The 25167-nt window shown below is 70.7% G+C and carries 21 protein-coding genes; 11 read left to right on the plus strand and 10 right to left on the minus strand.

Annotated elements, in window-relative coordinates; genetic code table 11:
* Window positions 1-512: 512 nt before the first annotated feature.
* The gene (locus F6X53_RS11580) at window positions 513-1253 is read right to left on the minus strand and encodes a response regulator (RefSeq protein ID WP_151000185.1); all 741 of its coding nucleotides are present in this window, start codon (window positions 1251-1253) and stop codon (window positions 513-515) included.
* A 452-nt stretch (window positions 1254-1705) separates the two neighbouring features.
* Between F6X53_RS11580 and F6X53_RS11585 the strand changes: the two genes are divergently transcribed.
* Window positions 1706-3451: an ATP-binding response regulator gene (locus tag F6X53_RS11585; protein WP_151000186.1), complete on the plus strand. Its 1746-nt coding sequence runs from the start codon at window positions 1706-1708 to the stop codon at window positions 3449-3451.
* A gap of 389 nt (window positions 3452-3840) precedes the next feature.
* The gene (locus tag F6X53_RS11590) at window positions 3841-4062 is read left to right on the plus strand and encodes a hypothetical protein (protein ID WP_151000187.1); all 222 of its coding nucleotides are present in this window, start codon (window positions 3841-3843) and stop codon (window positions 4060-4062) included.
* Window positions 4063-4117: 55 nt separating this feature from the next.
* Here the strand turns inward: F6X53_RS11590 and F6X53_RS33665 are convergent, their stop codons facing one another.
* Entirely contained in the window at window positions 4118-4252 is a 135-nt protein-coding gene (locus F6X53_RS33665) for a hypothetical protein (RefSeq protein WP_280526023.1), read from the minus strand.
* A 646-nt stretch (window positions 4253-4898) separates the two neighbouring features.
* On the opposite strand from F6X53_RS33665, the gene F6X53_RS11595 reads away from it, so the two are divergent.
* On the plus strand, window positions 4899-5582 hold the full coding sequence (locus F6X53_RS11595) for a DUF1194 domain-containing protein (protein ID WP_238296025.1): 684 nt from the start codon (window positions 4899-4901) through the stop codon (window positions 5580-5582).
* 22 nt (window positions 5583-5604) lie between these two features.
* Here F6X53_RS11595 and F6X53_RS11600 read toward each other — a convergent pair whose 3' ends face one another.
* From F6X53_RS11600 to ispG, 5 genes are all read right to left on the minus strand, one after another.
* Window positions 5605-5988: a hypothetical protein gene (locus F6X53_RS11600; RefSeq protein ID WP_151000189.1), complete on the minus strand. Its 384-nt coding sequence runs from the start codon at window positions 5986-5988 to the stop codon at window positions 5605-5607.
* A 234-nt stretch (window positions 5989-6222) separates the two neighbouring features.
* On the minus strand, window positions 6223-8565 hold the full coding sequence (locus F6X53_RS11605) for a xanthine dehydrogenase family protein molybdopterin-binding subunit (protein WP_151000190.1): 2343 nt from the start codon (window positions 8563-8565) through the stop codon (window positions 6223-6225).
* Window positions 8562-9050, minus strand: a complete 489-nt coding sequence (locus tag F6X53_RS11610) for a (2Fe-2S)-binding protein (protein ID WP_151000334.1) — start codon at window positions 9048-9050, stop codon at window positions 8562-8564. Before F6X53_RS11610 ends, F6X53_RS11605 begins: the two co-directional genes overlap by 4 nt.
* Before the next feature lie 379 nt (window positions 9051-9429).
* The gene (locus F6X53_RS11615; RefSeq protein WP_151000191.1) at window positions 9430-11451 is read right to left on the minus strand and encodes a potassium transporter Kup; all 2022 of its coding nucleotides are present in this window, start codon (window positions 11449-11451) and stop codon (window positions 9430-9432) included.
* A gap of 229 nt (window positions 11452-11680) precedes the next feature.
* Window positions 11681-12991, minus strand: coding sequence for a flavodoxin-dependent (E)-4-hydroxy-3-methylbut-2-enyl-diphosphate synthase (gene ispG, locus F6X53_RS11620; protein WP_151000192.1), 1311 nt, complete (start codon window positions 12989-12991; stop codon window positions 11681-11683).
* A 371-nt stretch (window positions 12992-13362) separates the two neighbouring features.
* On the opposite strand from ispG, the gene F6X53_RS11625 reads away from it, so the two are divergent.
* The 3 genes from F6X53_RS11625 to F6X53_RS11635 all read left to right on the plus strand — a co-directional run bounded on the left by F6X53_RS11625 (window position 13363) and on the right by F6X53_RS11635 (window position 16114).
* On the plus strand, window positions 13363-14517 hold the full coding sequence (locus F6X53_RS11625; protein ID WP_425324689.1) for a patatin-like phospholipase family protein: 1155 nt from the start codon (window positions 13363-13365) through the stop codon (window positions 14515-14517).
* An 86-nt stretch (window positions 14518-14603) separates the two neighbouring features.
* Window positions 14604-15221: a sigma-70 family RNA polymerase sigma factor gene (locus tag F6X53_RS11630; RefSeq protein WP_151000194.1), complete on the plus strand. Its 618-nt coding sequence runs from the start codon at window positions 14604-14606 to the stop codon at window positions 15219-15221.
* Between the two features lie 110 nt (window positions 15222-15331).
* On the plus strand, window positions 15332-16114 hold the full coding sequence (locus tag F6X53_RS11635) for an anti-sigma factor family protein (protein ID WP_151000195.1): 783 nt from the start codon (window positions 15332-15334) through the stop codon (window positions 16112-16114).
* Between the two features lie 13 nt (window positions 16115-16127).
* Here F6X53_RS11635 and F6X53_RS11640 read toward each other — a convergent pair whose 3' ends face one another.
* Entirely contained in the window at window positions 16128-17114 is a 987-nt protein-coding gene (locus F6X53_RS11640; RefSeq protein ID WP_151000196.1) for a bifunctional riboflavin kinase/FAD synthetase, read from the minus strand.
* Between the two features lie 282 nt (window positions 17115-17396).
* Here F6X53_RS11640 and F6X53_RS11645 point away from each other — a divergent pair, with 282 nt between their 5' ends.
* A complete protein-coding gene (locus tag F6X53_RS11645; RefSeq protein WP_151000197.1) occupies window positions 17397-17780 on the plus strand; it encodes a response regulator in 384 nt (127 codons plus the stop codon).
* A gap of 120 nt (window positions 17781-17900) precedes the next feature.
* Window positions 17901-18434 (plus strand): protein phosphatase CheZ, encoded by a 534-nt coding sequence (locus tag F6X53_RS11650; protein ID WP_151000198.1) that lies wholly within the window; start codon window positions 17901-17903, stop codon window positions 18432-18434.
* Between the two features lie 24 nt (window positions 18435-18458).
* Here the strand turns inward: F6X53_RS11650 and F6X53_RS11655 are convergent, their stop codons facing one another.
* Complete coding sequence (locus F6X53_RS11655) at window positions 18459-19373, minus strand: TIGR01459 family HAD-type hydrolase (protein ID WP_151000199.1); 915 nt, start codon at window positions 19371-19373, stop codon at window positions 18459-18461.
* A gap of 68 nt (window positions 19374-19441) precedes the next feature.
* Window positions 19442-20884: an EAL domain-containing protein gene (locus F6X53_RS11660; protein WP_151000200.1), complete on the minus strand. Its 1443-nt coding sequence runs from the start codon at window positions 20882-20884 to the stop codon at window positions 19442-19444.
* A 206-nt stretch (window positions 20885-21090) separates the two neighbouring features.
* Here F6X53_RS11660 and F6X53_RS11665 point away from each other — a divergent pair, with 206 nt between their 5' ends.
* The 3 genes from F6X53_RS11665 (at window position 21091) to F6X53_RS11675 (ending at window position 24876) form a co-directional block, all read left to right on the plus strand.
* Window positions 21091-21312, plus strand: a complete 222-nt coding sequence (locus tag F6X53_RS11665) for a heavy-metal-associated domain-containing protein (protein ID WP_151000201.1) — start codon at window positions 21091-21093, stop codon at window positions 21310-21312.
* Between the two features lie 292 nt (window positions 21313-21604).
* Window positions 21605-23278 (plus strand): formate--tetrahydrofolate ligase, encoded by a 1674-nt coding sequence (locus F6X53_RS11670; RefSeq protein ID WP_151000202.1) that lies wholly within the window; start codon window positions 21605-21607, stop codon window positions 23276-23278.
* A 458-nt stretch (window positions 23279-23736) separates the two neighbouring features.
* Window positions 23737-24876 carry an HPP family protein gene (locus tag F6X53_RS11675; RefSeq protein WP_191970807.1) on the plus strand — a complete coding sequence of 380 codons (1140 nt, stop codon included), beginning with the start codon at window positions 23737-23739 and terminating at the stop codon, window positions 24874-24876.
* Window positions 24877-25167 lie beyond the last annotated feature (291 nt).

Here is a 25167-nt window from a genome sequence, read left to right on the forward strand (position 1 = left end):
GGTGCGCGTTATCCGGAGAAGTCGCATCCCTCACCCGGTCGGCTCGCGCCGACTCGACCTCTCCCGAACGGGAGAGGTGGGGCGCACGGGCCTCGGTCATGCCGCCGGTCCGGGACGCCAGAGGCGAGCCCAGAATGCGCGGCGGCTGTCGGAACTGGCGCAAATGACGCGACGCGCCCCCTCTCCCGTGCGGGAGAGGGTTGGGGTGAGGGGTGCGCGTTATCCGGAAAGGCCGCACCCCTCACCCGGTCGGCTCGCGCCGACTCGACCTCTCCCGGACGAGAGAGGTGGGGCGTATCGTCGTTCAGGGCTCCGCTTCGCGGTCTCGGGATGCGGGCGCAGGTGGCGCAACGCGCTCCCGTGCGGAAGAGGATGGGGGTGAGGGCTGCGCGTTATCCGGAAAAGCCGCATCCCTGCCCCGTTCCGCTATCGCGGATTCGACCTCTCCCGGAGGGGAGAGGTGAGGTGCCCCGCCGCGGGTGCCCGTCCCTGCTGCGGCAGCGCGCGTGGGCTCAATCCCCCTCGGGCCGGAAGACGTAGCCGAGGCCTCGCACGGTGCGGATGAAGCGGGGATTGGCCGGGTCCGGCTCGATCTTCTTGCGGATGCGGTTGATGCGCACGTCGATGGCCCGGTCGAAGGCGTCGGGGTCGCGGGCATCCGCGAGGTCGAGGAGGCGCTCGCGGGTGAGCGCCCGCTTCGGATGGTCGGCGAAGGCCTTGAGGAGGTCGTACTCGGAGCGGGTGAGGGGCTGCTCCAGGCCCGCGTCGTCGCGCAGCCGCAGGGAATCGGTCTCCAGCCACTTGGTCCCGAAGCGGATGCGGCGGGAGGGCGCCTCCCTGGGGGCCGGATCGGGCGCGGCGTCGGGCCGGGGCGCCGGCCCCTGCGCCCGGCGCAGGACCGAGCGGACCCGCGCCACGAGCTCGCGCAATTCGCAGGGCTTCGACAGGTAATCGTCGGCCCCGAGCTCGAGGCCGACCACCCGGTCGATGGCGCTCGCGGTCGCGGTCAGCATGATGATCGGGATCGTGCTCCGGGCCTTGAGGTCGCGCACGATCGAGAGCCCGTCCTCCTCCGGCATGTTGAGGTCGAGGACGATGAGGTCGGGGCTGCGCCCGTCGAGATGGGCCCGCAGGGCGCGGCCGCCGTCGCAGAGGGCCACGTCGAACCCGTGCAGGCGCAGGTAGTCGCCGATCATCGCGCGCGCCTCTGCCTCGTCGTCCACCACGACGATGTGGGTCGGCCCGGTGCTCATCCCCCGCTCCGGGCTGATCGATTGAGGAACAGGCACATCATCTCGGGAGCCGGAGGATCTCGCATCACGGGCCGCGCCGCCGGGCGGCTCTCGGTGCCATTACGCGGCAGGATTGTACAGTGCACCATTCATGCCTCTCTGGCGACGCGGCACCGCCATCTATCAACGACCGGTTTCCGGGCGGCGCGAGATCGGCGGCCCGGGCCGGCGAGCTTGACGGAATCATCGGAGGCCCGGCGCCGACCTGCCGCTCCAAGATTGCAGCAAGATTTCGTCCCGATCACCACCGGCGTGACCTTGCCGCGCACGGGCGAAAGCACGCGCGGATCGGTGCAGTTCCGCACGCAATCCACCGCAGATGGGCCACAATGGGGATTCAACTTCAGGGCGATTCAGGGCAAACCCTGACGCGCCGCCCGCGCCAGTCGCCGCAGGGCAACCGGGGCCTCGGAATGGACGACGACATCCTCCACCTCATCCCCGACGAGGTCGGCGAGCCCCCCCAGCGCGGCGGCGCCTGGACGATCGCGGTGGTGGATGACGACCCGGCCGTGCACGAGGGCACCCGCTACGCGCTGGCCGATTACCGGCTCGACGGGCGCGGCCTCGAGATCCTCTCGGCCCATTCCGCCGCCGAGGCACGCGGGCTCCTCGCCGCGCGCCGCGACGTCGCGGTGGTGCTCCTCGACGTGGTGATGGAAACCGACGATGCGGGCCTCGCCCTCGTCGACTACATCCGCCGCGACCTGCGTGAGGAGACCGCCCGCATCATCCTGCGCACGGGCCAGCCGGGCCAGGCGCCCGAGCGGCGCGTCATCGTCGATTACGACATCAACGACTACAAGGCGAAGACGGAGCTGACCGCCGACAAGCTCTTCACCAGCCTGACCGCGGCTCTTCGCGCCTACCAGCAGCTGAAGCGCCTCGACGAGACCCGGCGGGGCCTCGAGATCATCATCGACGCGGCGCCCATGCTCCTCGACCACAAGTCGATGCAGCGCCTGGCCGAGGGCATGCTGACCCAGGTCGCCTCCCTCCTCAACGTCGCCTGCGCGGGGATCCTGGTGCTCCGCGAGAGCGGCGGGACGGACGAGCGCTTCTGCGTGCTGGCGGGCTCGGGCTGCTACCACCACTACGTTGCGCGCGAGCCCGCCTGGCCCCTCGACGACGACGTGCACCCGATCGTCGCGCGCACCTTCACGGAGCGCCGGCACAGCTTCGGCACGCCCTGCTCGACCCTCTACCTGCAGACCTCGACGGGCAGCGAGATCGTCGCCCTGATCGACGCCGACCGCTCGCTCTCCGAGACCGACCGGGCTCTGATCGACCTGTTCACGAGCCGGCTCTCGATCGCCTTCGACAACGTGATCCTGTACGAGCAGCTGCAGCGGGCCAATGTCGGCCTGGAGCAGCGGGTGGTGGAGCGCACCGCCGAGCTGATCCGGGCGAACCGGCGCCTCGCCATGCAGCGCTCGGACCTGCGCCGGGCCAACGGGCTCAAGACCGAGATCCTCGGCACCATCGCGCACGACCTCAAGAACCCGCTGGCGGTGATCCTCGGCCGGGCCGAGATGCTCACCGACATGACCGGCCTGACGCCCCCGCCCCTCGAGCAGATGCGGGCCCAGGTCGACCATGTCCGCAGCTCGGCCAAGCGCCTGACCGGGATGATCGAGAGCCTGATGGCCGATGCCATGACGGATGCCCTCGACATCACCCTGCGGCGCGAGCCCGTCGACCTCGCCGCCCTCGTCCGCGAGGTCTGCGCCGCCAACCAGCCGCTGGCCGACCTCAAGGACCAGGGCCTGGAGGCGGTCCTGCCCGAGGAGCTCTATCTCTGCGGCGACGGCGAGCGCCTGCGCGAGGCGATCGACAACCTGATCTCCAACGCCATCAAGTACAGCTTCCCCGGCGGCGCCATCACGGTCCGGGCCTGGCGCGACGGGGTCGAGACCGTCTGCGCCGTGAGCGACCAGGGGCCGGGCCTGTCGCCCGAGGATGCGGGCCGCGTCTTCGGCCGCTTCCAGCGCCTCTCGGCCAAGCCCACCGGCGGCGAGGGCTCCACCGGGCTCGGCCTCTCCATCGTCAAGCGCATCGCCGAGCTCCATGGCGGCCGGGCCAGCGCCGAGAGTCCCGGGCCCGGCGCGGGCGCCACCTTCGCGATCCGCTTCCCCAACATCGCGGTCGAGCTGCTATAGGCTCGGCCCTCACCATTCGCGGCGGCGCCCGGAATCGGTACCCGCGGCCGGAAGCGTAGGCCCTCCGACCCTGCGGGAGCCGTGCCGCGGTACGGCCGGCGAAATCGTTCATGACTTGTTCAGTTCGCAGGGAGACAGAGCGCGAGACTGAGCGCTTGCGTACTCTCCCTTGCCGGCGCCCGCAGGAGGCGGTTCCATCCAAAGACTTATCCGAGTCGGGCCCTGCCCGACCCTCGCGCCGGCCCCCGCCATTCGGGCCGAATCGTGCCGAGGAGGGTCGTCAAGATGTGGACGGCCCCGCGACCCGAAGGTTACAAACGTCAAGCTTGGTGAGTCGTCGCGCGGCCTCAACCAGGCGTTCGTTGCAGCCTTAGGGGAATAAAAGACCCATGCAGAACATAACCGTGACTGCCCGCGAGCGTGACACTGTTCTGGCAGCGTTACGCTATTATCAATTCTATCGGATGCAGGGTCATCCCTTCGATCCTCGCCAGGATCATCTTATCGATGCGATCGCCAGCGAGACCGGCGAGGCGCTCGACATTGCTGAGGTCGACGATCTGTGCGCCGGCCTGAACGGAAATAAGCACGCGCTCTGCGCTTCCGCTTGAAGCGTTCAGCGGGGCGGAGCCGATCCGCCCCGATCCCGCACCGCGTTGGCTTCGTTCAGAAAACGCCCGCCAGCCGCACCACCGCCCGCTGCGGATCCGGCTTGCCCGGCAGGTCGATCAGGCCCGGCACCAGAAGGGCGTAGCCCGTCAGGATCGTGCCGGCCGCGAAAATCTTGATGATGTCCCGCATGGTTGTGTCCCCTCGTGTCGAGCCCGGTGGTCCGGCGTCTCTCGTTGAGGCGGTGATGTAAGCGCGGCTTTTTGCCTGCGGATTTCGTCGAACGCCTCGAATATTGCGTTGCGGGCGCAACCTTGAGCGTCTCGTTCCGCGCTCGTTGAAACTTCCGGGCGCCCGGATCCGTAGCGCGCCCTGTTCCCCTCGTGGGAGCGGGTGTGGGTGCGGGAAGCCGGCGGGCCGAACCTTGGCTCTCGCGCCAGCCAACGGGAGACCGGCGTCCGACCGGCTGACACGGCGTGCCAATGCGCCGGCGGGCGGTGGCCCAGGCCTTGACGCTCAGGGCCTGGAACGCGGGTCTCAGGTCTCGGGAACACCCATGGAGCGGGCGGGGCGTCCTTGCGGGCGCTCCGCCTCTTCGACTTTCCCACGTTCTCTTCGGCTTTCCCGCGCTCCGAAAAATGTCCTAAGCAGGACCAGCACCGGCGCCGAAGACCGGCCGCGAGGACGAGGGGAAATGGGTTCGATGTCGCTCCGGCGCCTCCCGCATCCGGCCGGATGGGGGGCGCTCGTTCTCTTGCTCGTTCTCTTGCTCGTTCACTTGCTCGTCTTCTTGCTCGCGGCCCTCGCCCCGGCCCGGGCCGCGGAGGAGAGCGCCGCGATGGCCCTGGTCGTCTCCGTCGACGTCTCCCAATCCGTCGACGAGGCCCGCTTCCGCCTGCAGATGGAGGGCATCGCCGAGGCCCTGGAGGATCCGGCCGTGCTCGCGGCGATCACGGGCAATCCCGGCGGCATCCTGTTCTCGCTCGTCACCTGGGCCGACAAGGCGGCCCTGACGCTACCCTGGACCCGCATCGCCACGCGGGGCGACGCGGCGGCGGTCGCGGGCCGCGTGCGCGCGCTGCCGCGCCAGGCCGGCACCTTCACGTGCCTCGGCCAGATGCTCCGGACGGTCTCGGCAAGCGTGCTGCCCGCTCTCCCGGTCCCGGCCGACCGGGTGGTGATCGACGTCTCGGGCGACGGGATCGACAATTGCGCCGACCCGGAGGCGATCCACGACGAGCGCGACGGCCTGCTCGCCGCCGGCGCCACCATCAACGGCCTGCCGATCCTGGTGCCGGGGGAGAACGACGTGGTCGGGGTCGGGGCCTTCCGGGCACCGGGCTACGGCCTGCGCGCGTTGCGGGAGGGCGGCGAGACCACCCTCGACCGCTGGTACAAGGCCCACGTGACGGGCGGGCCCGCCGCCTTCGTCCTGGCGGCCCGGGGCTACGGCGATTTCGCGCGGGCGCTGCGCCAGAAATTCGTGATCGAGATCAGCGCCCTGTCGTCATCCCCGCGCTGACCGGCGCGCGGCACCGTGCCCATCAGGGGGCCGCCTGGAGCTGCTGCTTGGCGCGGCCGACCGCCGCCTCGCAGGCGCTCGCATCGCCCTTCTTGTCGGCGGTCCTGGCCTCGTCGAGCGCGACCTTGGCTTGCTGCGCCTTGTCGCCGCCCTGGCCGGCCTGGGCGGATTTCTCCGGAGGCGCCTCGGGGACGGCCGGGGCGCTTCCGGTCGAGCCCGTCACGCCCTGTCCCTCGCGCGCGCCCGCGGTCGCCTTGCCGCTGGTGGAGGCCGAGATCGCCTCGGTGGCCTCGGTCTTCACCCGCTTCTCCAGGGTGGCGATCTGATCGCCGCAGGGCGAGGCCAGGGCGGGGCCCGCGAGCCCCGCGGCCAGGAGGGACACCAGGGGCCAAACAATACGCGTCATCGAAACATCCTCGGCTGGCGGCCGCGCGGTGGGGCGTCGGCGCGCGACGTGTCGGAGAACGCGTCGGGCGGGATCGCGATCCCTTTTTCACCGTCGCGCGTCCCGGCCGATGCACGGCAGGCCGGGCTCCTTTCCCCGGCATGACGAAGCCCGGGATCGCGCAATGCGGCACCGGGCTCGATCGGGTTGGGCAGGCCCGCCTCCGACCCGTCGGATCGGAGGCGGGCGCGAGGCTCACGCGCTCAGCTGGTCGCGGATCGGCAGCTGACGGACCCGCCGTCCCGTGGCGGCGAAGACCGCGTTGGCGATGGCCGGCGCCACCGGCGGCACGCCCGGCTCGCCGACGCCGCCGAGCGGCGCGTTGTAGTCGGGGTTCGGCAGCAGGTGCACGACGACTTCCGGCGAGGCATCGATCCGGATGATCTCGTAGCCGTCGAAGTTGTTCTGCTGCGCACGGCCGTCCTTGAAGGTGATCTCGGAGGTGAGCGCGAGGCCCATCCCCATGACGACCGCGCCCTCCATCTGCGAGCGGACGCGCTCGGGGTTCACCTGCGGTCCGCAATCGATGGCGATGTGGACCTTCTTGACCGAGACCTGGCCCTTGTCGCTCACCTCGACCTCGGCCGCGACCGACGTGTAGGTGACGAAGCTGTAATGCCCGGCGATGCCGAGGCCCCGGCCCTTGGCCAGCTTGCGGCCCCAGCCGATGCCGTTGGCCGTCGTCTCGATGACGCGGCGCAGGCGGCCCGTATCGATCGGGTAGAGCTTCGGGTCCTCGCCGTGGTTCCAGACGTCGCCGATGGAGGTCGGGTCGATCGTCCGGGCCGGCCCGATCAGGTCGAGGAGGTAATCCTTCGGATCGCGTCCCGCCTCATGCGCGAGCTCGGCCACGAAGGACTGGATCGCGAAGGCGTGCGGGATGTTCGAGACCGAGCGGAACCAGCCGATGCGCACATGCGCCGCGGCCTCTGGGTTCTCCAGCCGGATGTTGGGCAGGTTGAAGGGCGTGTTGACGAGGCCCATGCCGAGCTCGAAAGGCAGCTCGTGCTTGGGGTCGGGCGCGAAGATCGAGCCGATCGTCGGCGCCGCGCTGCGGTGCAGCCACGCCACCGGCATGCCCTTCTCGTCGAGGCCGGCCTCCAGGCGCTCCACCGAGATGGTGTGATAGTAGCCGTGGTGGATGTCGTCCTCGCGCGTCCAGGTCAGCTTGACCGGGACGCCCCCGACGGCCTGGCTGCAGAGCGCGGCCTCGACCACGTAATCGGGCTTCGACTTGCGGCCGAAGCCGCCGCCGAGCAGCGTCACGTTCACCTTGACCTTGTCGGCCGGGAGCTTGAGCGCCTTGACGAGGCGGTCATGCGCCGCCTGCGGCCCCTGAGTGCAGGCCCAGGCCTCGCAGGCGCCGTCCTTCACCCACGCCACCGCGGCCGGGGGCTCCATCGGCGCCTGGACGAGGTGGGGCACGAAATACTCCGCCGTGACGCGCTTCTTGGCCTTGGCCATCGCGCCGTCGACGTCGCCCTGGTTGCGCACGACCTTGCCGGGGGCGCGCACCGCCTTCTCCAGCTCCTGGCGGAACGCGTCCGTGTCGTACTGGGCGTTCGGGCCGTCGTCCCAGGTGATCTTGAGGGCATCGCGGCCCTTCATGGCGGCCCAGGTGTTCTTGGCCACCACCGCGACGCCGCCGAGCGGCATGAACTCGGAGGGGATCTGGCCGCCGTCGATCTTGAAGATCTTCACGACGCCCGGGACCTTCTTGGCCTCGGTGTCGTCGAAGCTCGCGACCTTGCCGCCATAGACGGGGGGGCGGGCGACGAGCGCGTAGAGCATCCCGTCGAGGCGGGTGTCGAGGCCGTAGATCGCCTTGCCGGTCGTGATGTCCCGGTTGTCGATGAGGCCGATCTTGCCCTTGCCGATGTAGCGGAAATCGGAGGCCGGCTTGAGCTTGACGCTCTCGCGCGCGGGCACCGGGAGTTCGGCGGCGGCGGCCGCAACCTCGCCGTAGCCGAGCTGGCGCTTCGACTTGGCGTGGGTGAGGACGTGGTTCTGGGCCGTCACCTCGGCGACCGGCACGCCCCATTGCTTGGCGGCGGCCTCCCGCAGCATCAGGCGCGCGGCGGCGCCTGCGTGGCGGAAATGCTGGAAGAAGTGGCGCAGCGAGCGCGAGCCGTCGGTGTCCTGGTTGCCGAAGCGCTCTTCGTCGCCCCAGGCCTGCACGACCTTGACCTTGTCCCAGTCGGCCTCGAGCTCGTCGGCGACCACGAAGGCCACGGAGGTGCGCACGCCCTGGCCCATGTCGGAGCGGTGATTCGTCACCGTGACGGTGCCGTCCTGCGCGATGGCGACGAAGACCTTCGGATCATCGCGCCAGCCATGCGGCATGCCGTCGGCGCCGAATTTGGGGGCCTCCTTCTTGGCCTCCTCGGCCCTGGCGTGCTCGGGCAGCGAGAGGGCGAGCACGAAGGCGCCCAGGCCGCCGAGGATCGCGCGGCGGCTGACATTGGCGAGAACGGCCGGAACCTCGGCCGCGGGGGTCTCGGCCGCGAGTTCGGCCATCAGCTTGGCGTCGTGGATCACAGGCGCTCTCCCTTGTTGGCGGGCGCGGCGGCCGAACCCTGGCCGGCGGCCTGGTGGATCGCGGCGCGGATGCGCGGATAAGTGCCGCAGCGGCAGAGATTGCCGCTCATGGCCTCGTCGATCTGCGCCTCGGTGGGCTTCGGGGTGTCCATGAGCAGCGAGGCCGCCTGCATCATCTGCCCGCACTGGCAGTAGCCGCACTGGGAGACGTTGAGGTCGCGCCACGCGACCTGCACCGGGTGGTTGCCGTCCGGGGAGAGCCCCTCGATCGTCACCACGGCCTGTCCCTCGGCCGCCGAGATCGGCGTGACGCAGCCGCGCACGGCGGTGCCGCCGAGATGGATCGTGCAGGCGCCGCAGAGGGCCGCGCCGCAGCCGAACTTGGTCCCGGTGAGGCCGAGCTCGTCGCGCAGGTACCAGAGCAGCGGCATGTCGGGATCGCCGTCGAAGCTGCGCTCAGCTCCGTTCACGGTCAGTTTGATCATCAGCATCGTCCTATCCATGGGTCGCTCGCGCCGGGCGGATCGGACCCGCTGCCGCCACGCGACCAAGTACGGTTCGGCCTGGCTCCCACACCGGATTCAACCGGCCTGCGAGCGCTCCTGTTCGCCTGATGTACGGGCAGGGCGACGGGATGCCGCCCGGAAGACTACGAGAACGCGACGCGGGCCCGCGATGGCTGCCCCATCCCGGACGGCGCGAGGGCCGGCCAGGATTGAGAGCCGCCCCCGGCCCGCATTCTTTCCTCAGAATGACTTCAATCTATGACAGAGGCCTCGCGTCGTGCAACGCGGGCATCGCCCCAAAGGGCGCTTCGCCTTGCGCCGGGTGCATGGCGCGTAACTTTTCGCACCAAGCAGGCGCTCAGACGGTGACCTGCGTGCCGACCTCGACCACGCGCCCGGTCGGGATCTGGAAGAAGTCCGTGGCGTCGTTGGCGTTCTTGGCGAGCGTGATGAAGATCCGGTCCTGCCAGAGCGGCATGCCCGAATGCGCCGCCGGCCTGATCGAGCGCCGCGACAGGAAGAACGACGTCGCCATGATGTCGAACTTGAAGCCCTGCTTGCGCAGCAGCGTCAGGGTCTTGGGGATGTTGGGCGTCTCCATGTAGCCGAACTTCATCACGACCTTGGAGAAATGCGGCCCGATCGGCTCGATCCGCACCTTGTCGGCCAGGTTCGAGCGCGGCGTGTCCACGGTCTCGACCGTCAGGATGACGTTCTTCTCGTGCAGCACCTTGTTGTGCTTGAGATTGTGCAGGAGGGCCGCCGGCGCGATCTCGGGATCGCTCGTGAGGAACACCGCGGTGCCGCGCACGTGGTGCGGCGGGCTCTTCTCCAGCATGCCGACGAGCTCGGTCAGCGGCACGTCGGTCTTGCGGGTCTTGTTGAACAGGATCGTGACGCCCCGCACCCAGGTCCACATCAGCACGATGAGGCAGCCGGCCACCAGGAGGGGCACGTAGCCGCCCTCGAACACCTTCAGGAGGTTCGAGAGCATGAACAGGAACTCGACCACGATGAAGGGCATGATCACCGCCGCCGCCGCGATCGGCGACCAGCGCCAGTAGCGCCACAGCACGATGAACGAGAGGGTGGCGGTGAGGAGCATCGTGCCCGTGACGGCGATGCCGTAGGCGGAGGCCAGGGCCGAGGACGAGCGGAACATCACCGCGAGCACCACCACGCCGATCAGCAGCAGGGTGTTGATCTGCGGCAGGTAGATCTGGCCCGAATGCGCTTCCGAGGTGTGGCGGATCTCGAGGCGCGGCAGCAGGCCGAGCTGGATCGCCTGGCGCGAGAGCGAGAAGGCGCCCGTGATCACGGCCTGGCTCGCCGTGACGGTGGCGAGGGTGGCCAGGATCACCATCGGGATCAGGCCCCACTCCGGCACGAGCTGGTAGAAGGGGTCGGTGGTGTCGGGCTTGGCCAGCACCAGGGCGGTCTGGCCGAGATAGTTCAGGACGAGGCAGGGCGCGACGAGGCCGAGCCACGCCACCTGGATCGGGCGCCGCCCGAAATGGCCGAGATCGGCAAACAGCGCCTCCGCCCCGGTGACCGCCAGGAAGACGGCGCCGAGGGCGACCAGCGCGCCCGAGCCGTGGCCCAGGAGGTAATGCACCGCGTACCAGGGATGGAAGGCCCAGAACACGCTCGGATTGGCGATGATGTGGGGCAGGGCCGCGAGCGCGAGGGCCAGGAACCACACCACCATGACGGGCCCGAAGAAGGCCGCGACCTTGCTGGTGCCCCGGCTCTGGACCAGGAACAGGGCGGCGATGATCGCCACCGTGATCGGCAGCACCGAGTTCTCGAAGGCGGGCGTGACGAGCTTCAGGCCCTCCACCGCCGAGAGCACCGAGATCGCCGGGGTGATCACGGCGTCGCCGTAGAACAGGGAGGCGCCGAGGAGCCCGAGGGTCAGGACGACGCGCGAGCCGCCCAGCGATTTGCGGGCCAGCGCCATCAGCGAGAGGATGCCGCCCTCGCCGTTGTTGTCCATGCGCAGGAGGATGGCCACGTACTTGATCGTGACGATGAGCAGCAGGGCCCACAGGATCAGCGAGGCGGTGCCGAGCACCTCCTCGGCGAGCAGGATGTTGTCGCTGCGGGCGGGCCCCAACGCCTCCCGGAAGGCGTAGAGGGGGCTGGTGCCGATATCGCCGTAGACCACGCCGACCGAGCCGACCACGAGGGTCCAGAAGCTGACGGGCGGGTGCGCCTGCGCGCCGTCGGGAAGGTCGAGGGCGCCGGCCGGCATCGGCACGGCGCCGCCGCCCTCGCCCGCCGCCGGGCCGCCGGCCGCAGGGGCGGCCGCTGTCTCGGCAGGGCCGGCCGCGGCCGCGGGTTGAGCGCCGGGGGCGCTCGATGAGGCGGATTGCGTCATGGACTGCGATCTGGGGTGATGCCGGCCCGGAGGCTCGCGACGCGGCGCATGGGGGACGCGTAGGCTTCCAAGGCGCGCGAGGCGGCTTGGGGGCCGGCCCGCTCGAGGGATCGTGGGGGCACGCTAGCACGGGCCCGATTCGACGGAAACAGCGACCTTTCGGCAGGCGGGCCGCCCAGGATGGCGGGCGGCCCGGCCTTTCACGCACGCGTTGTCAGGCGCAGCGCCGTCACTCGGCGGCGTTGCGGGCACCCTGGCCGAAGCGGCGCTCGATGTAGTCGATGACGATGGTCTCGAAATCCTTGGCCAGCGTCGCGCCGCGCAGCGTCATCGCCTTCTTGCCGTCGATGAAGACCGGGGCGGTGGGGCTCTCGCCGGTGCCGGGAAGCGAGATGCCGATATCGGCATGCTTCGATTCGCCGGGCCCGTTCACGATGCAGCCCATCACGGCGACGTTCAGCCCCTCGACCCCCGGATAGGTCTTCTTCCATTCCGGCATCGAGGTGGTGATCCAGTTCTGGATGTCGCGGGCGAGCTCCTGGAAGGTCGTCGAGGTGGTGCGGCCGCAGCCCGGGCAGGCGGCCACCAGCGGCACGAAGGTGCGGAACCCCATGGTCTGCAGGAGTTCCTGGCTCGTCTTGACCTCGAGGGTCCGGTCGCCGCCGGGCTCGGGCGTCAGCGAGTACCGGATGGTGTCGCCGATGCCCTCCTGGAGGAGGACCCCGATGGCCGCGGAGGCCGCCACGATGCCCTTCGAGCCCATGCCGGCCTCGGTCAGGCCGAGATGGATGGCGTAGTCCGAGCGGCGCGCCACCTCGCGGTAGACCGCGATGAGGTCCTGCACGGCCGAGACCTTGGCGGACAGGATGATCCGGTCCTTGGGCAGGCCGAGATCCTCGGCGCGCCGGGCCGAGGTGAGGGCCGACTGCACCATCGCCTCGCGCATCACCGCGCGGGCGTCGATGGGGCGGGGCAGCTTGGCGTTCTCGTCCATCAGGTGCGTCAGGAGCTCGCCGTCCAGCGAGCCCCAATTGGCGCCGATGCGCACGGTCTTCCCGTAGCGGATCGCCTGCTCGATGATGGTCGAGAACTGGGTGTCCTTCTTCTCCTTGAAGCCGACATTGCCCGGGTTGATCCGGTACTTGGCGAGCGCCTCGGCGCAGGCCGGATGGTCGGAGAGGAGCTTGTGGCCGATATAGTGGAAGTCGCCCACGAGGGGCACGTGCACGCCGATCCGGTCGAGGCGCTCGCGGATCTTGGGCACGGCGGCGGCGGCCTCGTCGCGGTCGACGGTGATGCGCACCAGCTCCGAGCCGACCCGGGCGAGCTGCGCCACCTGCGCGACGGTGCCGTCGATGTCGGCGGTGTCGGTGTTCGTCATGGACTGGACCACGACGGGCGCGCCGCCGCCGACGATCACCGCCCCCTCGCCCTCGCCGACGCGCACGCCGACGGTGCGATGCCGGGGTGCCGGCCCCGCGATCTCGGGGCCGGTTCCGCCGAGGGTCTGGAGATCGGCTGCGGCTTCCATGGCTTCCATCGGGGACCTTGCGTGGGCCTTGAGATTCTTAGACGGGGTCGGCCGGTCTGCGGCCTGAAGAGACAAATACATCGATCCCGGCCGCCGGTCCCGCCCTTCGGACTTCGGCCTGACACCCGGATCAGCGCTCGCACGCGATCGTTTAGCTGAGATTGCCGCGCGGTGGCGTCAAGTTGATGACTCTGCATGGCAGCGTCGCGCGTGTCATGTCGCATCGCCGCGCGATTGTCGAGTTTGCCTCCACGCCGCTCCCCGATCCGAGGCGCGGCGCGCCCGGTCCGGCGCGGTGATTCGGAAAATCGGACGGAGGCGTGAACCCTTCGGCACTGCCCAACAGTTGTTACCGCGGTGCAATATCCCATTTTGATGCCATGATGAACCACGATTCACACCGGCCCGAGCCGCATAATCCCGCCACCGCGGTCCCTGCACAAGTTCCTGCCCCAGACCCCGCTCCGGACCGCGACGGCATCGGCAACGATCCGGATCGCCATCCGCCGCTGACCATCCTGGCGGGGCCGCGCGCGGAGAAGAACGTGGCCCTGGCGCTGCAGGGCGGCGGCGCGCACGGCGCCTTCACCTGGGGCGTGCTCGACGCGCTGATCGAGGACGGGCGCCTCGGCTTCGAGGCCATCACGGGGGCGAGCGCGGGCGCCATGAACGGCGTCGTGATGATCGACGGCTGGCTCAAGGGCGGCCCGGAGGGCGCCCGCGAGGGGCTGGAAACCTTCTGGCGCGAGGTCAGCCTCGACGGCGATCTCGGCCCGACCCAGCGCAGCGTCTTCAACGGCTTCCTGGGTTTTTGGGCGAACAACCCGGTCGCCGAGTTCTGGACCAAGGCGCTGGCGCCCGGCCCCTACGTGTCGAACCCGCTCAACATCAATCCGCTGAAGAAGGCGCTGGACAAGCAGGTCGATTTCGAGCGGCTGCGCGGGGCCGACACCGCCGGGATCTTCGTCTCGGCCACCAATGTCTGGACCGGCAAGCTCGCGGTCTTCGAGCGCGGGGCCCTCACGGTCGACCACCTGATGGCCTCGGCCTGCCTGCCCACCGTGTTCCAGGCGGTCGAGATCGACGGCGTGCCCTACTGGGATGGCGGCTATCTCGGAAACCCGCCGCTCTACCCCCTGCACCGGGGCGCGGTGACCCGCGACATCCTCCTGGTCCAGATCAACCCGGTCGAGCGGCGCGAGACCCCGCGTACCCAGGGCGAGATCCAGGACCGGCTGAACGAGATCACCTTCAACGCCAACCTGATGCGGGAATTGCGGGCGATCGACTTCGTGGACGGCCTCATCGACGAGGGCGTGCTCGGCCAGGGCCGCTATCGCCGCGTCCTCGTCCACCGCATCGACGGCACCGACGCGCTGGAGGATTACAACACCGCCTCCCGGCTCGATGCCCGCTGGCGGGTGTTCCAGCGGCTGCGCGACAAGGGCCGCGCCGCCGCGCAGTCCTGGCTCGCGGAGCGCTATGCGGAGATCGGGCATACCTGCACCCTCGACCTGCCCTCGGCCTATCAATGAGGCGCTCGGGCGGGTCATGATGCGCCGGCGAGATTCCCGGGACGCGTCCCGGGATTAAAGGCACCTGCCCGCGCGTTGGCACCTGTATGATGGCCGACAAGACGAAGCGACCCGACATCGTCGATCTGCTGGTGCCGCTGCGGCGCTACGCGCGCTCCCTCACCCGCGACACGCTCCGGGCGGACGATCTGGTGCACGACACCCTCGTGCGCGCCCTCGAGTCGCAGGCGACCCTGCGGCCGAACACGAATCTGCGGACCTGGATGATGACGGTCCTGCACAACGTCTTCATCGACGACCAGCGCCGCAAGCGCGTCGAGGCGCGCCACGCCGACGTGCTGGTGCAGATGAGCGAGGAGGTGGCGCCCCCCGCCCAGGAGGGGCAAGTCCGGCTCGCGCAGATCCGCGAGGCCTTCCTGACCCTGCCGGAGGAGCAGCGCGCCGCGCTCCACCTCGTGACCCTCGAGGGCATGGCCTACGCGGATGCGGCGGCCGTGCTGGGCATCCCGATCGGCACCCTGATGTCGCGGCTCGGCCGCGGCCGGGCGGCGCTCCGGGCCTTCGAGGAGGGCGAGCGCGCCGGCAAGGCGGCGGAGCCGCGCGGCGGCCCGGAGCGGCCGCACCTGCGGCTGGTCTCGCGGGACGGCCACTCGCCCGGCGACGGCCCGCCCGCCTACGAGAACCGGGCTTTCGGGACCCAGTAATCCCGGACCGCAGGCCGAGATCGGCAGTCCTTTGCGGGACCCCGGGCCTCCCCCTGCAACAGATCGCGATGATACGAGATATACGTGCGACGACGATAGGACGTGGCGACATGGTCGACCCGATTACAGACACCGATCTCACCGCCTATGTCGACGGACAGCTCGACGTGATGCGGCGCCTCGACGTGGAGGCGCATCTCGCACGCCACCCCGAGGTGGCGGCCCAGATCATGGCCGAGCTGCACGATCGCGACGCCCTGCGGGAGGCCTTCGCCCGCCATCCGGGGCCCGGCCCGGAACGCAACCGTATCGCGGCGCGCCGGCTCGACCGGAACCTGCGCTGGCGCCAGGTGGCCTCGCGCCTCCGACGCGTCGCGGCGATCACGATCCTGGTCGGCGCCGGCTGGCTGGCGCACGCGGAGGTCGGGGGCTTCGGCGTGCCCGATACCTTCGCGTCCCCGGTGGACCCGACCCTGATCGAGGATGCGGAGCAGGCCCGTCAGACCGCGCAGATCCGGGCCCGGATGATCTCGCAGCGCGCCACGCCGGCCTATGACCGGGCCGATATCGAGGCCGCCACCGGCATCCGCCTGCCCGACCTGCCGGCGGATTGGACGGTGCGGGACGTGCAGGTCTTCCCGGCCCATCGCGGCGCCGGAGTCGAGGTGGCGATCAACGCGGGCGATCTCGGCCCGATCGAGCTCTTCGCGACGCACCGCCGGACCGTCGGGCGCCCGAACGAGGTCACCGGATCGAGCGACGGCACCACGGCCTACTGGACCGCGGGCGGTTCGTCCTACGCGGTGAGCGGCACCCGCAACCAGACCGGCCTGCGCCAGGTGGCGCAGCAGCTCGCCGCGTCCATGACGGCGACGGATCCGGCGAGCCGCTGAGGGGCCCCGCCCCTCAATCGAGGATCGACGGCACCCTGTCGCGCGCCAGGCGCGCCCGCGCCTCGGCGGCGTCGACATCCATCCGGGCGATCAGCGCCTCGGCGCTGGCGAAGCGTTCCTCGCCGCGCAGATAGGCCACGAACTCCACCGCGATGGCCTGCCCGTAGAGATCCCCCGAGAAGTCGAACAGGTTGACCTCGAGGAGGGGCGCCCCGTCGTCGAAGGTCGGGCGCCGCCCGTAGCTCGCGACCCCGTCGCGGATCGTGCCGTCGGGCAGGCGCACCCGCACGGCGTAGATCCCGTGGGCGAGCCCGCAATCGGGCAGGGCCATGTTGGCGGTGGGGTAGCCGAGGGTGCGCCCGCGCTTGTCGCCGTGGCGCACCGGCGCCTGCACGAACCAGCGATAGCCCAGCAGCGCGTTGGCCCGGTCGATGTCCCCGGCCGCCAGCGCCGCCCGGATCCCGCTCGACGACACCGGCAGGCTCTCCGCCGCGAGGGAGACGGGCGGGATGATGCGGCAGCTCAGGCCCGCCTCGCGGCACAGGGCGGCGAGCAGCGCCGGGGTGCCCTCGCGCCCCCGCCCGAAATGGAAGTCGTGGCCGATCACCACCCCGGCGAGCCCGAGCTCCCCCTTCAGGAGATGCGCGACGAAGTCCCGCGCGCCGGTGCCCGCGAGGGCCGCATCGAAGCGGCGCACGATCAGCCCGTCGAGGCCGAGGCGCTGGAAGACGATCTCCTTGGCACCCGGCCCGGTGAGGCGGAACATCGGCTGGCCGGGGGCGAAATAGGCGCGCGGATGCGGCTCGAAGGTGAGGATGACGGCCGGCCGGCCCAGGGCCGCGGCGGTCTCGCGCACGGCCTCGACCAGGACGCGGTGGCCCTGGTGGATGCCGTCGAAATTGCCGATCGCCGCGATGGCCCCCGTGAGCTGCGGCGGGACCGGCTCATCCTCGCGGCACACCGTGAAGGGGCGTGCCGTCCTCTCGTCGCCTGACGACATCGAACTCATGAAGCTTGCAAGGGGATCGGGCCCGGATACGGCCGGCGGTTTCGCGCGCGGCGGACCCTGTCGAAAAGCGCCCGGAGGGTCAAGCGAGGCGCCCGCGCCGGGGCGGCAGGGCGGGTTACGCAAGGTCTGGTGCGGTTCCGTGCGCAGTTAACCGGTTTGAAATTCAGTGTCGCGTAATTTCGGAGGCACGAGGCGCCGCGAGGAGGTGGTGCCTCCCGCAATATGCATCGGGGGCCGCCGCCGCACCGGCCCTGTAGACGGAGCAGACCACCCATGGCCCTCGATCTCAGCATGCCGATCCTCGTCGTCGATGATTATCAGACGATGGTCCGCATCATCCGCAACCTTCTGAAGCAGCTCGGCTTCGAAGAGGTCGACGACGCCTCCGACGGCACCGCGGCCCTCGCCCGCCTCAAGAGCCGCAAGTATGGCCTCGTCATCTCCGACTGGAACATGGAGCCGATGACGGGCTACGAGCTGCTGCGCCACGTCCGCGCCGACGAGGGCCTGCGCACCACCCCGTTCATCATGGTCACGGCCGAGTCGAAGACCGAGAACGTCATCGCGGCCAAGAAGGCCGGCGTGAACAACTACATCGTCAAGCCGTTCAACGCCGCCACCCTCAAGACCAAGATCGAGGCGGTCTGCGGCGCCTGATCGGCGCCCGGACGGCTCGCGAGCGCGGCCTGCAGGCGGGAACCACCCCGGAGGCCCGCGACGAGAAGGAATACCGGCGCCGCTCGGGCGCGACGCCGGCGTGCAGGGAGTAGCGTGCCGATGAAATTCGCCCGCAAGCCACGGATTCCGGCTGCCGAGCCGGCCTCGCCGCGCGTGATCAACGAGCTGGTCGAGATCGCCGATTACATCAGCCACCTCCGCCAGGAGATCGCGGCGCTGCGCGCCAACGAGCTCACCCGTGACCGCATCCCCATGGCGCACGAGGAACTCGGCAACGTGCTGGCCGCCACCGCCGGCGCCACCAACCAGATCATGGCCTCGGCCGAGTCGATGCTGAGCCTGCCCCACGATGCGTCCTACCGGGAGAACGTCGAGGCGCATATCTACGAGATCTTCGAGGCCTGCGCCTTCCAGGACATCACCGGGCAGCGCATCTCCAAGGTCGTCGAGGCCCTGCGCCAGCTCGAGCTGCGCCTCGCGCGCTTCGCCAGCGCCGTGAAGGCGCGCGACGAGGCGGGCTACGATCCGACCGAGGCCGAGCGCCGCAAGCGAGCCGACGTGCTGCTCCTCAACGGGCCGCAGATCGACGGCCCGGCGACCTCGCAGGACGATATCGACGCCCTGTTCGCCTGAGCCGATCCGGGCCGGACGCCCGGCTCACCAGGCCAGGCGCTCGATCACCGCGTCCGGGCGCACGTCTTGGCGACTCAGCCACTCGGCCACGTCGCCCAGCCTGTCATGCTCGGCCACGACCCCGAGCTCCTCCGCGTGGATGCCCCGGGCCACGAGCAGGCACGGGATCCCGAACGCGTTCGCCCCCGCGATGTCGGTGCGCAGGGCATCGCCCACCGCGAGCACCCGGGCGGGGTCGGGCGCCCCGAGACCGTCGAGGGCCGCCGCCTTGGCGAGCGCCGCCTCGTAGACCGGCCGGTGGGGCTTGCCGGCATAGACCACCGCGCCCCCGATCTCCGCATAGGCCGCCGCGAGCAGGCCCGCGCAGGGGATGAGCTGCTTGTCGCGCTCCACCACGAGATCGGGATTGGCGCAGATCATCGGCACCGCGCGCGCCCGGAGCCGCGCCAGGCTGTCGCGATAATCCGCGGCGGTCTCGCGCGCATCGTCGAACAGGCCGGTGCAGACGACGAGATCGGACGCCCCCTCCTCCACCAGTTCCAGGTCGAGGCCCTCGAAGATGCCGGCATCCCGCTCCGGGCCGAGATGGTAGATCCGGGCGCCGGGGCGTTCGGCGATCAGGTCGCGGGTGAGGTCGCCCGAGGTCAGGATGGCGTCGTAGGCCTCCCGGGGCACGTCGAACCCGTCGAGGATGCGCTGCACGCCGGCCCAGGGGCGGGGCGCGTTCGAGACCAGCACGACCCGGCGCGGACGCGCGCCTTCCAGCGCCCGGAAGCGGATCAGGGCCTCGCCCGCCGCCCGGTGGCCGTTGGTGCCGTCGTGCAGCACGCCCCAGACGTCGCACAGGATCAGGTCGTAGCGCGCGGCGATCTCCGCGAAGCCCGCGAGGGTGGGCACGGGTCCGGCGGGGGTCATCCCGGCAGAGAGAGGGCGCGTCATGAGGGGTCCTGCGGCTGCGATGCGGCGGCCGGGTTAGGCGGGCGCGCCCGCGAAAGCAACGCCGGGGTTCAGCTCGCGCGGCGCAGGAAGTCGCGGAAGGGGCGCCGCTGCGGCGGCGGCTCGGGCTCCTCGGGGGCCGTGGGCGCGGCGGCCGGCGCCGCCTGGGCGGGGGCCGGCGGGACGAGCACGTCGGCCCGCACCGCGCGGGGCGCCGCGAAGACGCCGCCCTGCGCGAAGGGCACGTCGAGGTCGATCAGGTCGGGCACGTCGGTCTCGCGCTCGACGGCGGTGGCCACGAGGCGGATGCCGGCCCGCGCGAGCGCCGCCACGAGGTCCTCGATGGCGATGTCCGACAGGTTCTGGCGGGCGGAGGCCTGCCGCAGCAGGTCGGCCGAGGCTTTCACCTGCGTGACGCCGCGCTCGGCGAGCGAGAGGGCGTCGAAGCGCAGATCCGTCGGGCGGTCGAGGATGAAGCCGATCTTGCCCCGCATGGCCGCGAGCGCCCCGGTCTGCTCGGCGTCGAGGTTGCGCCAGCTCGCCTGCGGCAGGGCCACCACGAGGCGTCCGGCCAGGCCCGGCTCGGCCGCGACGAGGCGGGCCAGCCCGCGCAGGAAGCCCGGCTCGTAGAGGGAGAGCGGCGAGAGGCCGTAGCCCACCGCCGCCTCGCTGCCGCGGCCCGCGAGGTGGCGCGCGATGGTGGCGACGCGCTGGAGCATGCGCCGATCGAGGTCGGTGGTGCGGCCGTGGCGCTCCAGCACCGGCAGGAACGCCTCCGGCGCCAGAACCTCCCCCGCGACGCGCAGGCGCGCCAGGGCCTCATAGGAGGCGACCTTGCGCTGCGGCAGGGTGACGATGGGCTGGAGATGGACCTCGAGCCCCTCCGCGTCGAAGGCCGCGATCAGGGCGGCCTCGCGCGCTTGCTCCTGATCCGCCGGCGGTGCCACCTCGATCACGGCGCCCAGGAAGAGCTCGGGGTCGCGCCGCGGCGGCATCGGCCGGGGCGTCGGCGGATGGGGGGCCGGCGCCGCGACCGGGGGCGCGGCCGGGACGACGGGCGCCAGGATGGGCTGCGCCGGCATCAAAACGGGCTGCGCCGCTTGGGGAGCCTCGGCCAAGGCCTTCAGCCGGGCGAGCTCGCCGTCCTGCGTGGCCACCACGGCCGCGAGGTCGCGCACGATGCCGCTCAGGAGGCCGATCTCCACCGTGACCTCCTCGACGCCCGCCGCCAGCGAGGCCGCGTCGGCGCCCGGGGCCGGAAGCGCGCCCGCCTTGGCGGCGCCCTCGACCCGGAGCAGGCGCTTAGAGAGCACGTCGATCTCCCCCGAGAGCTTGTCGCAGCGCGCCGCCAGCGCCGTGGCGCGGCGATGGGCGAGGCCCGTGGCGAGGCATGCCAGGAGGGCCAGCGCGACCAGCGCGAGGATCGGCGAGTAGGCGGCGAGCGGCGCAAGGGCGATGAGCCCGAGGATGCCGAGAGCCACCAGGCTGCCACGCCGGCCGAAGATCCGGGCCATCGGATAAGCTCAACACCCTCGATACGCGGGACGGGTGCCCGCGAAGCCGGTCGCGGCGAACGGGCCGGCGGCGGCGAATCGGGGCAGCATCGGTTGTCGCCGAGGGTCACGGCCCCGGCAAGGCACCGGGGCCCCTTCTGGGTGGATTTCTCCGAACTGTGACATAGACTTCCCCGGCTCGCCGTTCCGAGACCGGAGACCACCGCATGGACGAGATCCGAACCGAGCTTCTGATGCGGGTCGAGGGCATGACCTGCGCCGGCTGCACCGAGGCGGTGCGCCGCACGATCCAGCGGCTCGACCCGGAGGCGACGGTCGCGGTCGACCTGGAGCGCGGCCGCGTCGCCGTGACGACCTGCGTCCAGAGCCTCGTCGTCGCGGAGGCCCTGACGAAGGCCGGCTACACCGCGACGGCCATGACGGGCTGAGCAGCACGGACTGAGCAGGACGGCGCGGACCCCGCGCGCAAGAACGAAAATTTGCGCGCGCGTTGAAAAATTTCGACGCGCATTTCCCCCCGCCATCGCGCAAAGTGCGGCGATGGATCAGGCTTGGCCCTTGGCCCAACGACATTCGCACGGCAAAAGCCGGCGAGCCCCGCGGTGACCTCTCGCGCGTTCCCGGTCCCGGCCCCGGCCGGCCGCCGATCCCCGAGGCGCGATGTCCCGTGGCCCAGAATGGACGCCACACGATCCTGTCGTGCCACGAGGTGAGGAAACCATGCCCTCAGATATCGAGATCGCCCGCGCGGCGACCCTGAAGCCGATCAGCCAGGTCGCCGAGCGCCTCGGCATCCCGGATGACGCGCTGCACAATTACGGCAAGCACATCGCCAAGATCGACCACGCCTACATCAAGGCGCTGGAATCCAAGCCCGAGGGCAAGCTGATCCTCGTGACGGCGATCAGCCCGACGCCCGCCGGCGAGGGCAAGACCACCACGACGGTCGGCCTCGGCGACGCCCTGAACCGCATCGGCAAGAAGACCGTGATGTGCCTGCGCGAGCCCTCGCTCGGCCCCTGCTTCGGCATGAAGGGCGGGGCGGCCGGCGGCGGCAAGTCCCAGGTCGTGCCGATGGAGCAGATCAACCTGCACTTCACGGGCGACTTCCACGCCATCACGGCGGCGCACAGCCTGGCGGCCGCGCTCATCGACAATCACATCTACTGGGCCAACGAGCTCAACATCGACGTGCGGCGCATCTTCTGGCGCCGGGTCGTCGACATGAACGACCGGGCTCTGCGCGCCATCAACCAATCCCTCGGCGGCGTCGCCAACGGCTTCCCGCGCGAGGACGGCTTCGACATCACCGTGGCCTCGGAGGTCATGGCGGTGTTCTGCCTCGCGCGCGACCTCGACGACCTTGAGGAGCGCCTCGGCCGCATCGTCATCGCGGAGACCCGCGACCGCAAGCTCGTGACGCTCAAGGACGTGAAGGCCACCGGCGCCATGACGGTGCTCCTCAAGGACGCGCTGCAGCCGAACCTCGTGCAGACGCTCGAGGGCAACCCGGCCCTCATCCATGGCGGCCCCTTCGCCAACATCGCGCATGGCTGCAACTCGGTGATCGCCACCCGCGCGGGCCTCAAGCTCGGCGATTACGTGGTGACGGAAGCCGGCTTCGGCGCCGATCTCGGGGCCGAGAAGTTCCTCGACATCAAGTGCCGCCAGGCCGGGCTCAAGCCCTCGGCGGTGGTCATCGTCGCCACCGTCCGGGCCCTCAAGATGCACGGCGGCGTCAACAAGAAGGACCTCGGCTCCGAGAATATCGAGGCCCTGGAGCGCGGCTTCGCCAACCTCGCCCGCCACGTCAGCAACGTGCGCGGCTTCGGCCTGCCGGTCGTCGTCGGCGTCAACCACTTCCACGCCGACACCGACGCGGAGCATGACCGGCTGAAGGCGCTCTGCCGCGAGAAGCTCGACGTCGAGGCCATCACCTGCAAGCACTGGGCGGAGGGGGGCGCGGGCGCCGAGGCGCTGGCGCAGGCCGTCGTCAAGCTCAGCGAAGGCGAGCCCGGCGCCATCACGTACACGTACGAGATCGAGACCAAGCTCACCGACAAGATCAAGACCATCGCGACCAAGCTCTACGGCGCGGCCGACATCCAGATCGAGTCGAAGGCGGCCACCAAGCTCGTGGCCTTCGAGAAGGAGGGCTACGGCCACCTGCCGGTCTGCATGGCCAAGACCCAGTACTCGTTCTCCACCGACCCTGCCCTGATGGGCGCGCCGTCCGGCCACATCATCGGGGTGCGCGACGTGCGCCTCTCGGCGGGCGCCGGGTTCGTGGTGGTGATCTGCGGTGAGATCATGACCATGCCGGGCCTGCCCCGCGTCCCGGCCTCGGACACGATCCGCCTCGACGCGAGCGGCCAGATCGAGGGTCTGTTCTGAGCCTGCCATGCCGCGACCGGCTCCGGGCTCAGGATCGACCCGGAGCCGGTCGCGGATCCTTTTCGCGACACGCCCGCCCCTCCTCCCGGAGGCCCGCTCCGCAGGGCGTCTTCGCCGCGTGGCGGCCGATTCCCGATCTGGCGCGTTGATCAGCGACAGGTCCGTCTGCCCGCCGCGCGGGGCGGGCCATCCGCGCCTGGCGGCAAGAACCCTCACCGCTTCGAGGCTGTCGGCGGCACCCGTCGGCGGCACGAATCCGCGCCCGGACCGCGATGTCCCGCGGTCTCCCTGGCCGCTTGCCTCGCTCCGCGATGCCTCGCAGACGGGCAGGGCGCCCAGGCATGTTGCAATTCCGGCGGCGAGTCGTAAACAGGTATCTGGTATACCAGTACGCTGCGCCGAGAATTTCAGCAGATGCCTGCGGCGTAGACGGTTCGAGTCAGCGGAGGACGCGCCGGATGTCCAACACCATCGGCACAGGACCACAAGCCCGGACCCCATCCCGATTCCGGCTGTTCAGGCCGATCCTGGCGGGTGCGACCCTGCGCGAGCGCATGGTCGGCTGCCTGGGCGCCCTGGCCGGCATCACGCTCACCGGCCTGATCTGCGGGTGGTTCTTCGGCCAGGGGCCGCATATCCCCCTGATCGTCGCGCCGATGGGCGCCTCGGCGGTTCTCCTGTTTGCCGTGCCGGCGAGCCCGCTCGCCCAGCCCTGGCCGATCATCGGGGGCAATACGATCTCGGCGTTCATGGGCGTGCTGGCCGCCCACTGGATCCCGGATCCCGTGATGGCCATCGGGGTCGGCGTGTCGCTGGCCATCGCGGCGATGTCGGTCACGCGCTCGCTTCACCCTCCCGGGGGCGCCGCCGCCCTGACGGCGCTCATCGGCGGCCCGGCCGTGACCTCGGCGGGCTTCCTGTTCCCGCTGTTTCCGGTCTGCATCAACTCGGTGATCCTGGTCGCCCTCGGCATCGCGTTCCACAAGATCTCGCGCCGCAATTATCCGCACGTTCCCGTCGCGGCACCGGTGAACACCCATGGCACGGCGGATTTGCCCGCCCCGATCCGGGTCGGCTTCAAGCCGGAAGACGTCGATGCCGCGCTGGTCGCGCTCGACGAGACCCTGGACATCGACCGGGCCGATCTCGACCGGCTGCTCCATCAGGTCGAACAGCATGCCCTCGTGCGCACGCAGGGCGATCTCACCTGCAGCGAGGTCATGTCGCGCGATGTCGTGACCATCGGGCTGGACAGCAGCGCCGACCGGGCACGGGACCTGTTGCTCGCGCATAATATCCGGACGCTGCCCGTGGTGGACGGCGCCGGCCGGCTCGCCGGGACGGTCGGGTTGCGCGAGCTGACGCTGCGCGGCGACGTGCGGATCGCGCAGGCCATGTCCAAGGCCAGGACGGCCCGACCCGACGAGCCGGTGGTCAAGCTGGTCGCCGCCCTGAGCGACGGTCACACGCACGCGGTCGTGGTCACGGCCGAGGACCGGAGCATCCTGGGGATCATCACCCAGACCGACCTCCTCGCGACCCTGACGCGCCTGCTCTCGGCCAAGGCGTTCGCCCTCGCCGCCCCGGCCGCGGCTTAAGGCCCCGGCGGCGCGCTCCTGGCGGACAGGGTCCGCGGGTCGGCGGAAGGATGGTCTGCCCGTGCGCCGCGCCGGTCATTGGCCTGGTTGTTGCGTGGGCGATGGCTTTCCCGGACCGACAGGTCCGCAGGATCGAGCCGATGCACGACGGGCCGCTTCTTCACCTGCTGCACGCCGCCTTGATGGCGTCGAGCATGATGCTGACCTGGCAGGTCCATCGCCTCCGCAAGCCGTAACGGGCCTCCGCCGCGTGCGATCCGGCCGCGTGTTCGGCGGGCTGGACTCGCGTGA

The organism is Methylobacterium soli, assembly GCF_008806385.1.
GTDB classification, from domain to species: Bacteria; Pseudomonadota; Alphaproteobacteria; order Rhizobiales; family Beijerinckiaceae; genus Methylobacterium; species Methylobacterium soli.

Bases quoted from the DNA above. Each gene is read 5' to 3' on its own strand.
- F6X53_RS11580 (WP_151000185.1), bottom strand. From the start codon at position 1,253: ATGAGCACCGGGCCGACCCACATCGTCGTGGTGGACGACGAGGCAGAG.
- F6X53_RS11585 (WP_151000186.1), top strand. From the start codon at position 1,706: ATGGACGACGACATCCTCCACCTCATCCCCGACGAGGTCGGCGAGCCC.
- F6X53_RS11590 (WP_151000187.1), top strand. From the start codon at position 3,841: ATGCAGAACATAACCGTGACTGCCCGCGAGCGTGACACTGTTCTGGCA.
- F6X53_RS33665 (WP_280526023.1), bottom strand. From the start codon at position 4,252: ATGCGGGACATCATCAAGATTTTCGCGGCCGGCACGATCCTGACGGGC.
- F6X53_RS11595 (WP_238296025.1), top strand. From the start codon at position 4,899: ATGGCCCTGGTCGTCTCCGTCGACGTCTCCCAATCCGTCGACGAGGCC.
- F6X53_RS11600 (WP_151000189.1), bottom strand. From the start codon at position 5,988: ATGACGCGTATTGTTTGGCCCCTGGTGTCCCTCCTGGCCGCGGGGCTC.
- F6X53_RS11610 (WP_151000334.1), bottom strand. From the start codon at position 9,050: ATGATCAAACTGACCGTGAACGGAGCTGAGCGCAGCTTCGACGGCGAT.
- F6X53_RS11615 (WP_151000191.1), bottom strand. From the start codon at position 11,451: ATGACGCAATCCGCCTCATCGAGCGCCCCCGGCGCTCAACCCGCGGCC.
- ispG (WP_151000192.1), bottom strand. From the start codon at position 12,991: ATGGAAGCCATGGAAGCCGCAGCCGATCTCCAGACCCTCGGCGGAACC.
- F6X53_RS11625 (WP_425324689.1), top strand. From the start codon at position 13,363: ATGATGAACCACGATTCACACCGGCCCGAGCCGCATAATCCCGCCACC.
- F6X53_RS11630 (WP_151000194.1), top strand. From the start codon at position 14,604: ATGATGGCCGACAAGACGAAGCGACCCGACATCGTCGATCTGCTGGTG.
- F6X53_RS11635 (WP_151000195.1), top strand. From the start codon at position 15,332: ATGGTCGACCCGATTACAGACACCGATCTCACCGCCTATGTCGACGGA.
- F6X53_RS11640 (WP_151000196.1), bottom strand. From the start codon at position 17,114: ATGTCGTCAGGCGACGAGAGGACGGCACGCCCCTTCACGGTGTGCCGC.
- F6X53_RS11645 (WP_151000197.1), top strand. From the start codon at position 17,397: ATGGCCCTCGATCTCAGCATGCCGATCCTCGTCGTCGATGATTATCAG.
- F6X53_RS11650 (WP_151000198.1), top strand. From the start codon at position 17,901: ATGAAATTCGCCCGCAAGCCACGGATTCCGGCTGCCGAGCCGGCCTCG.
- F6X53_RS11655 (WP_151000199.1), bottom strand. From the start codon at position 19,373: ATGACGCGCCCTCTCTCTGCCGGGATGACCCCCGCCGGACCCGTGCCC.
- F6X53_RS11660 (WP_151000200.1), bottom strand. From the start codon at position 20,884: ATGGCCCGGATCTTCGGCCGGCGTGGCAGCCTGGTGGCTCTCGGCATC.
- F6X53_RS11665 (WP_151000201.1), top strand. From the start codon at position 21,091: ATGGACGAGATCCGAACCGAGCTTCTGATGCGGGTCGAGGGCATGACC.
- F6X53_RS11670 (WP_151000202.1), top strand. From the start codon at position 21,605: ATGCCCTCAGATATCGAGATCGCCCGCGCGGCGACCCTGAAGCCGATC.
- F6X53_RS11675 (WP_191970807.1), top strand. From the start codon at position 23,737: ATGTCCAACACCATCGGCACAGGACCACAAGCCCGGACCCCATCCCGA.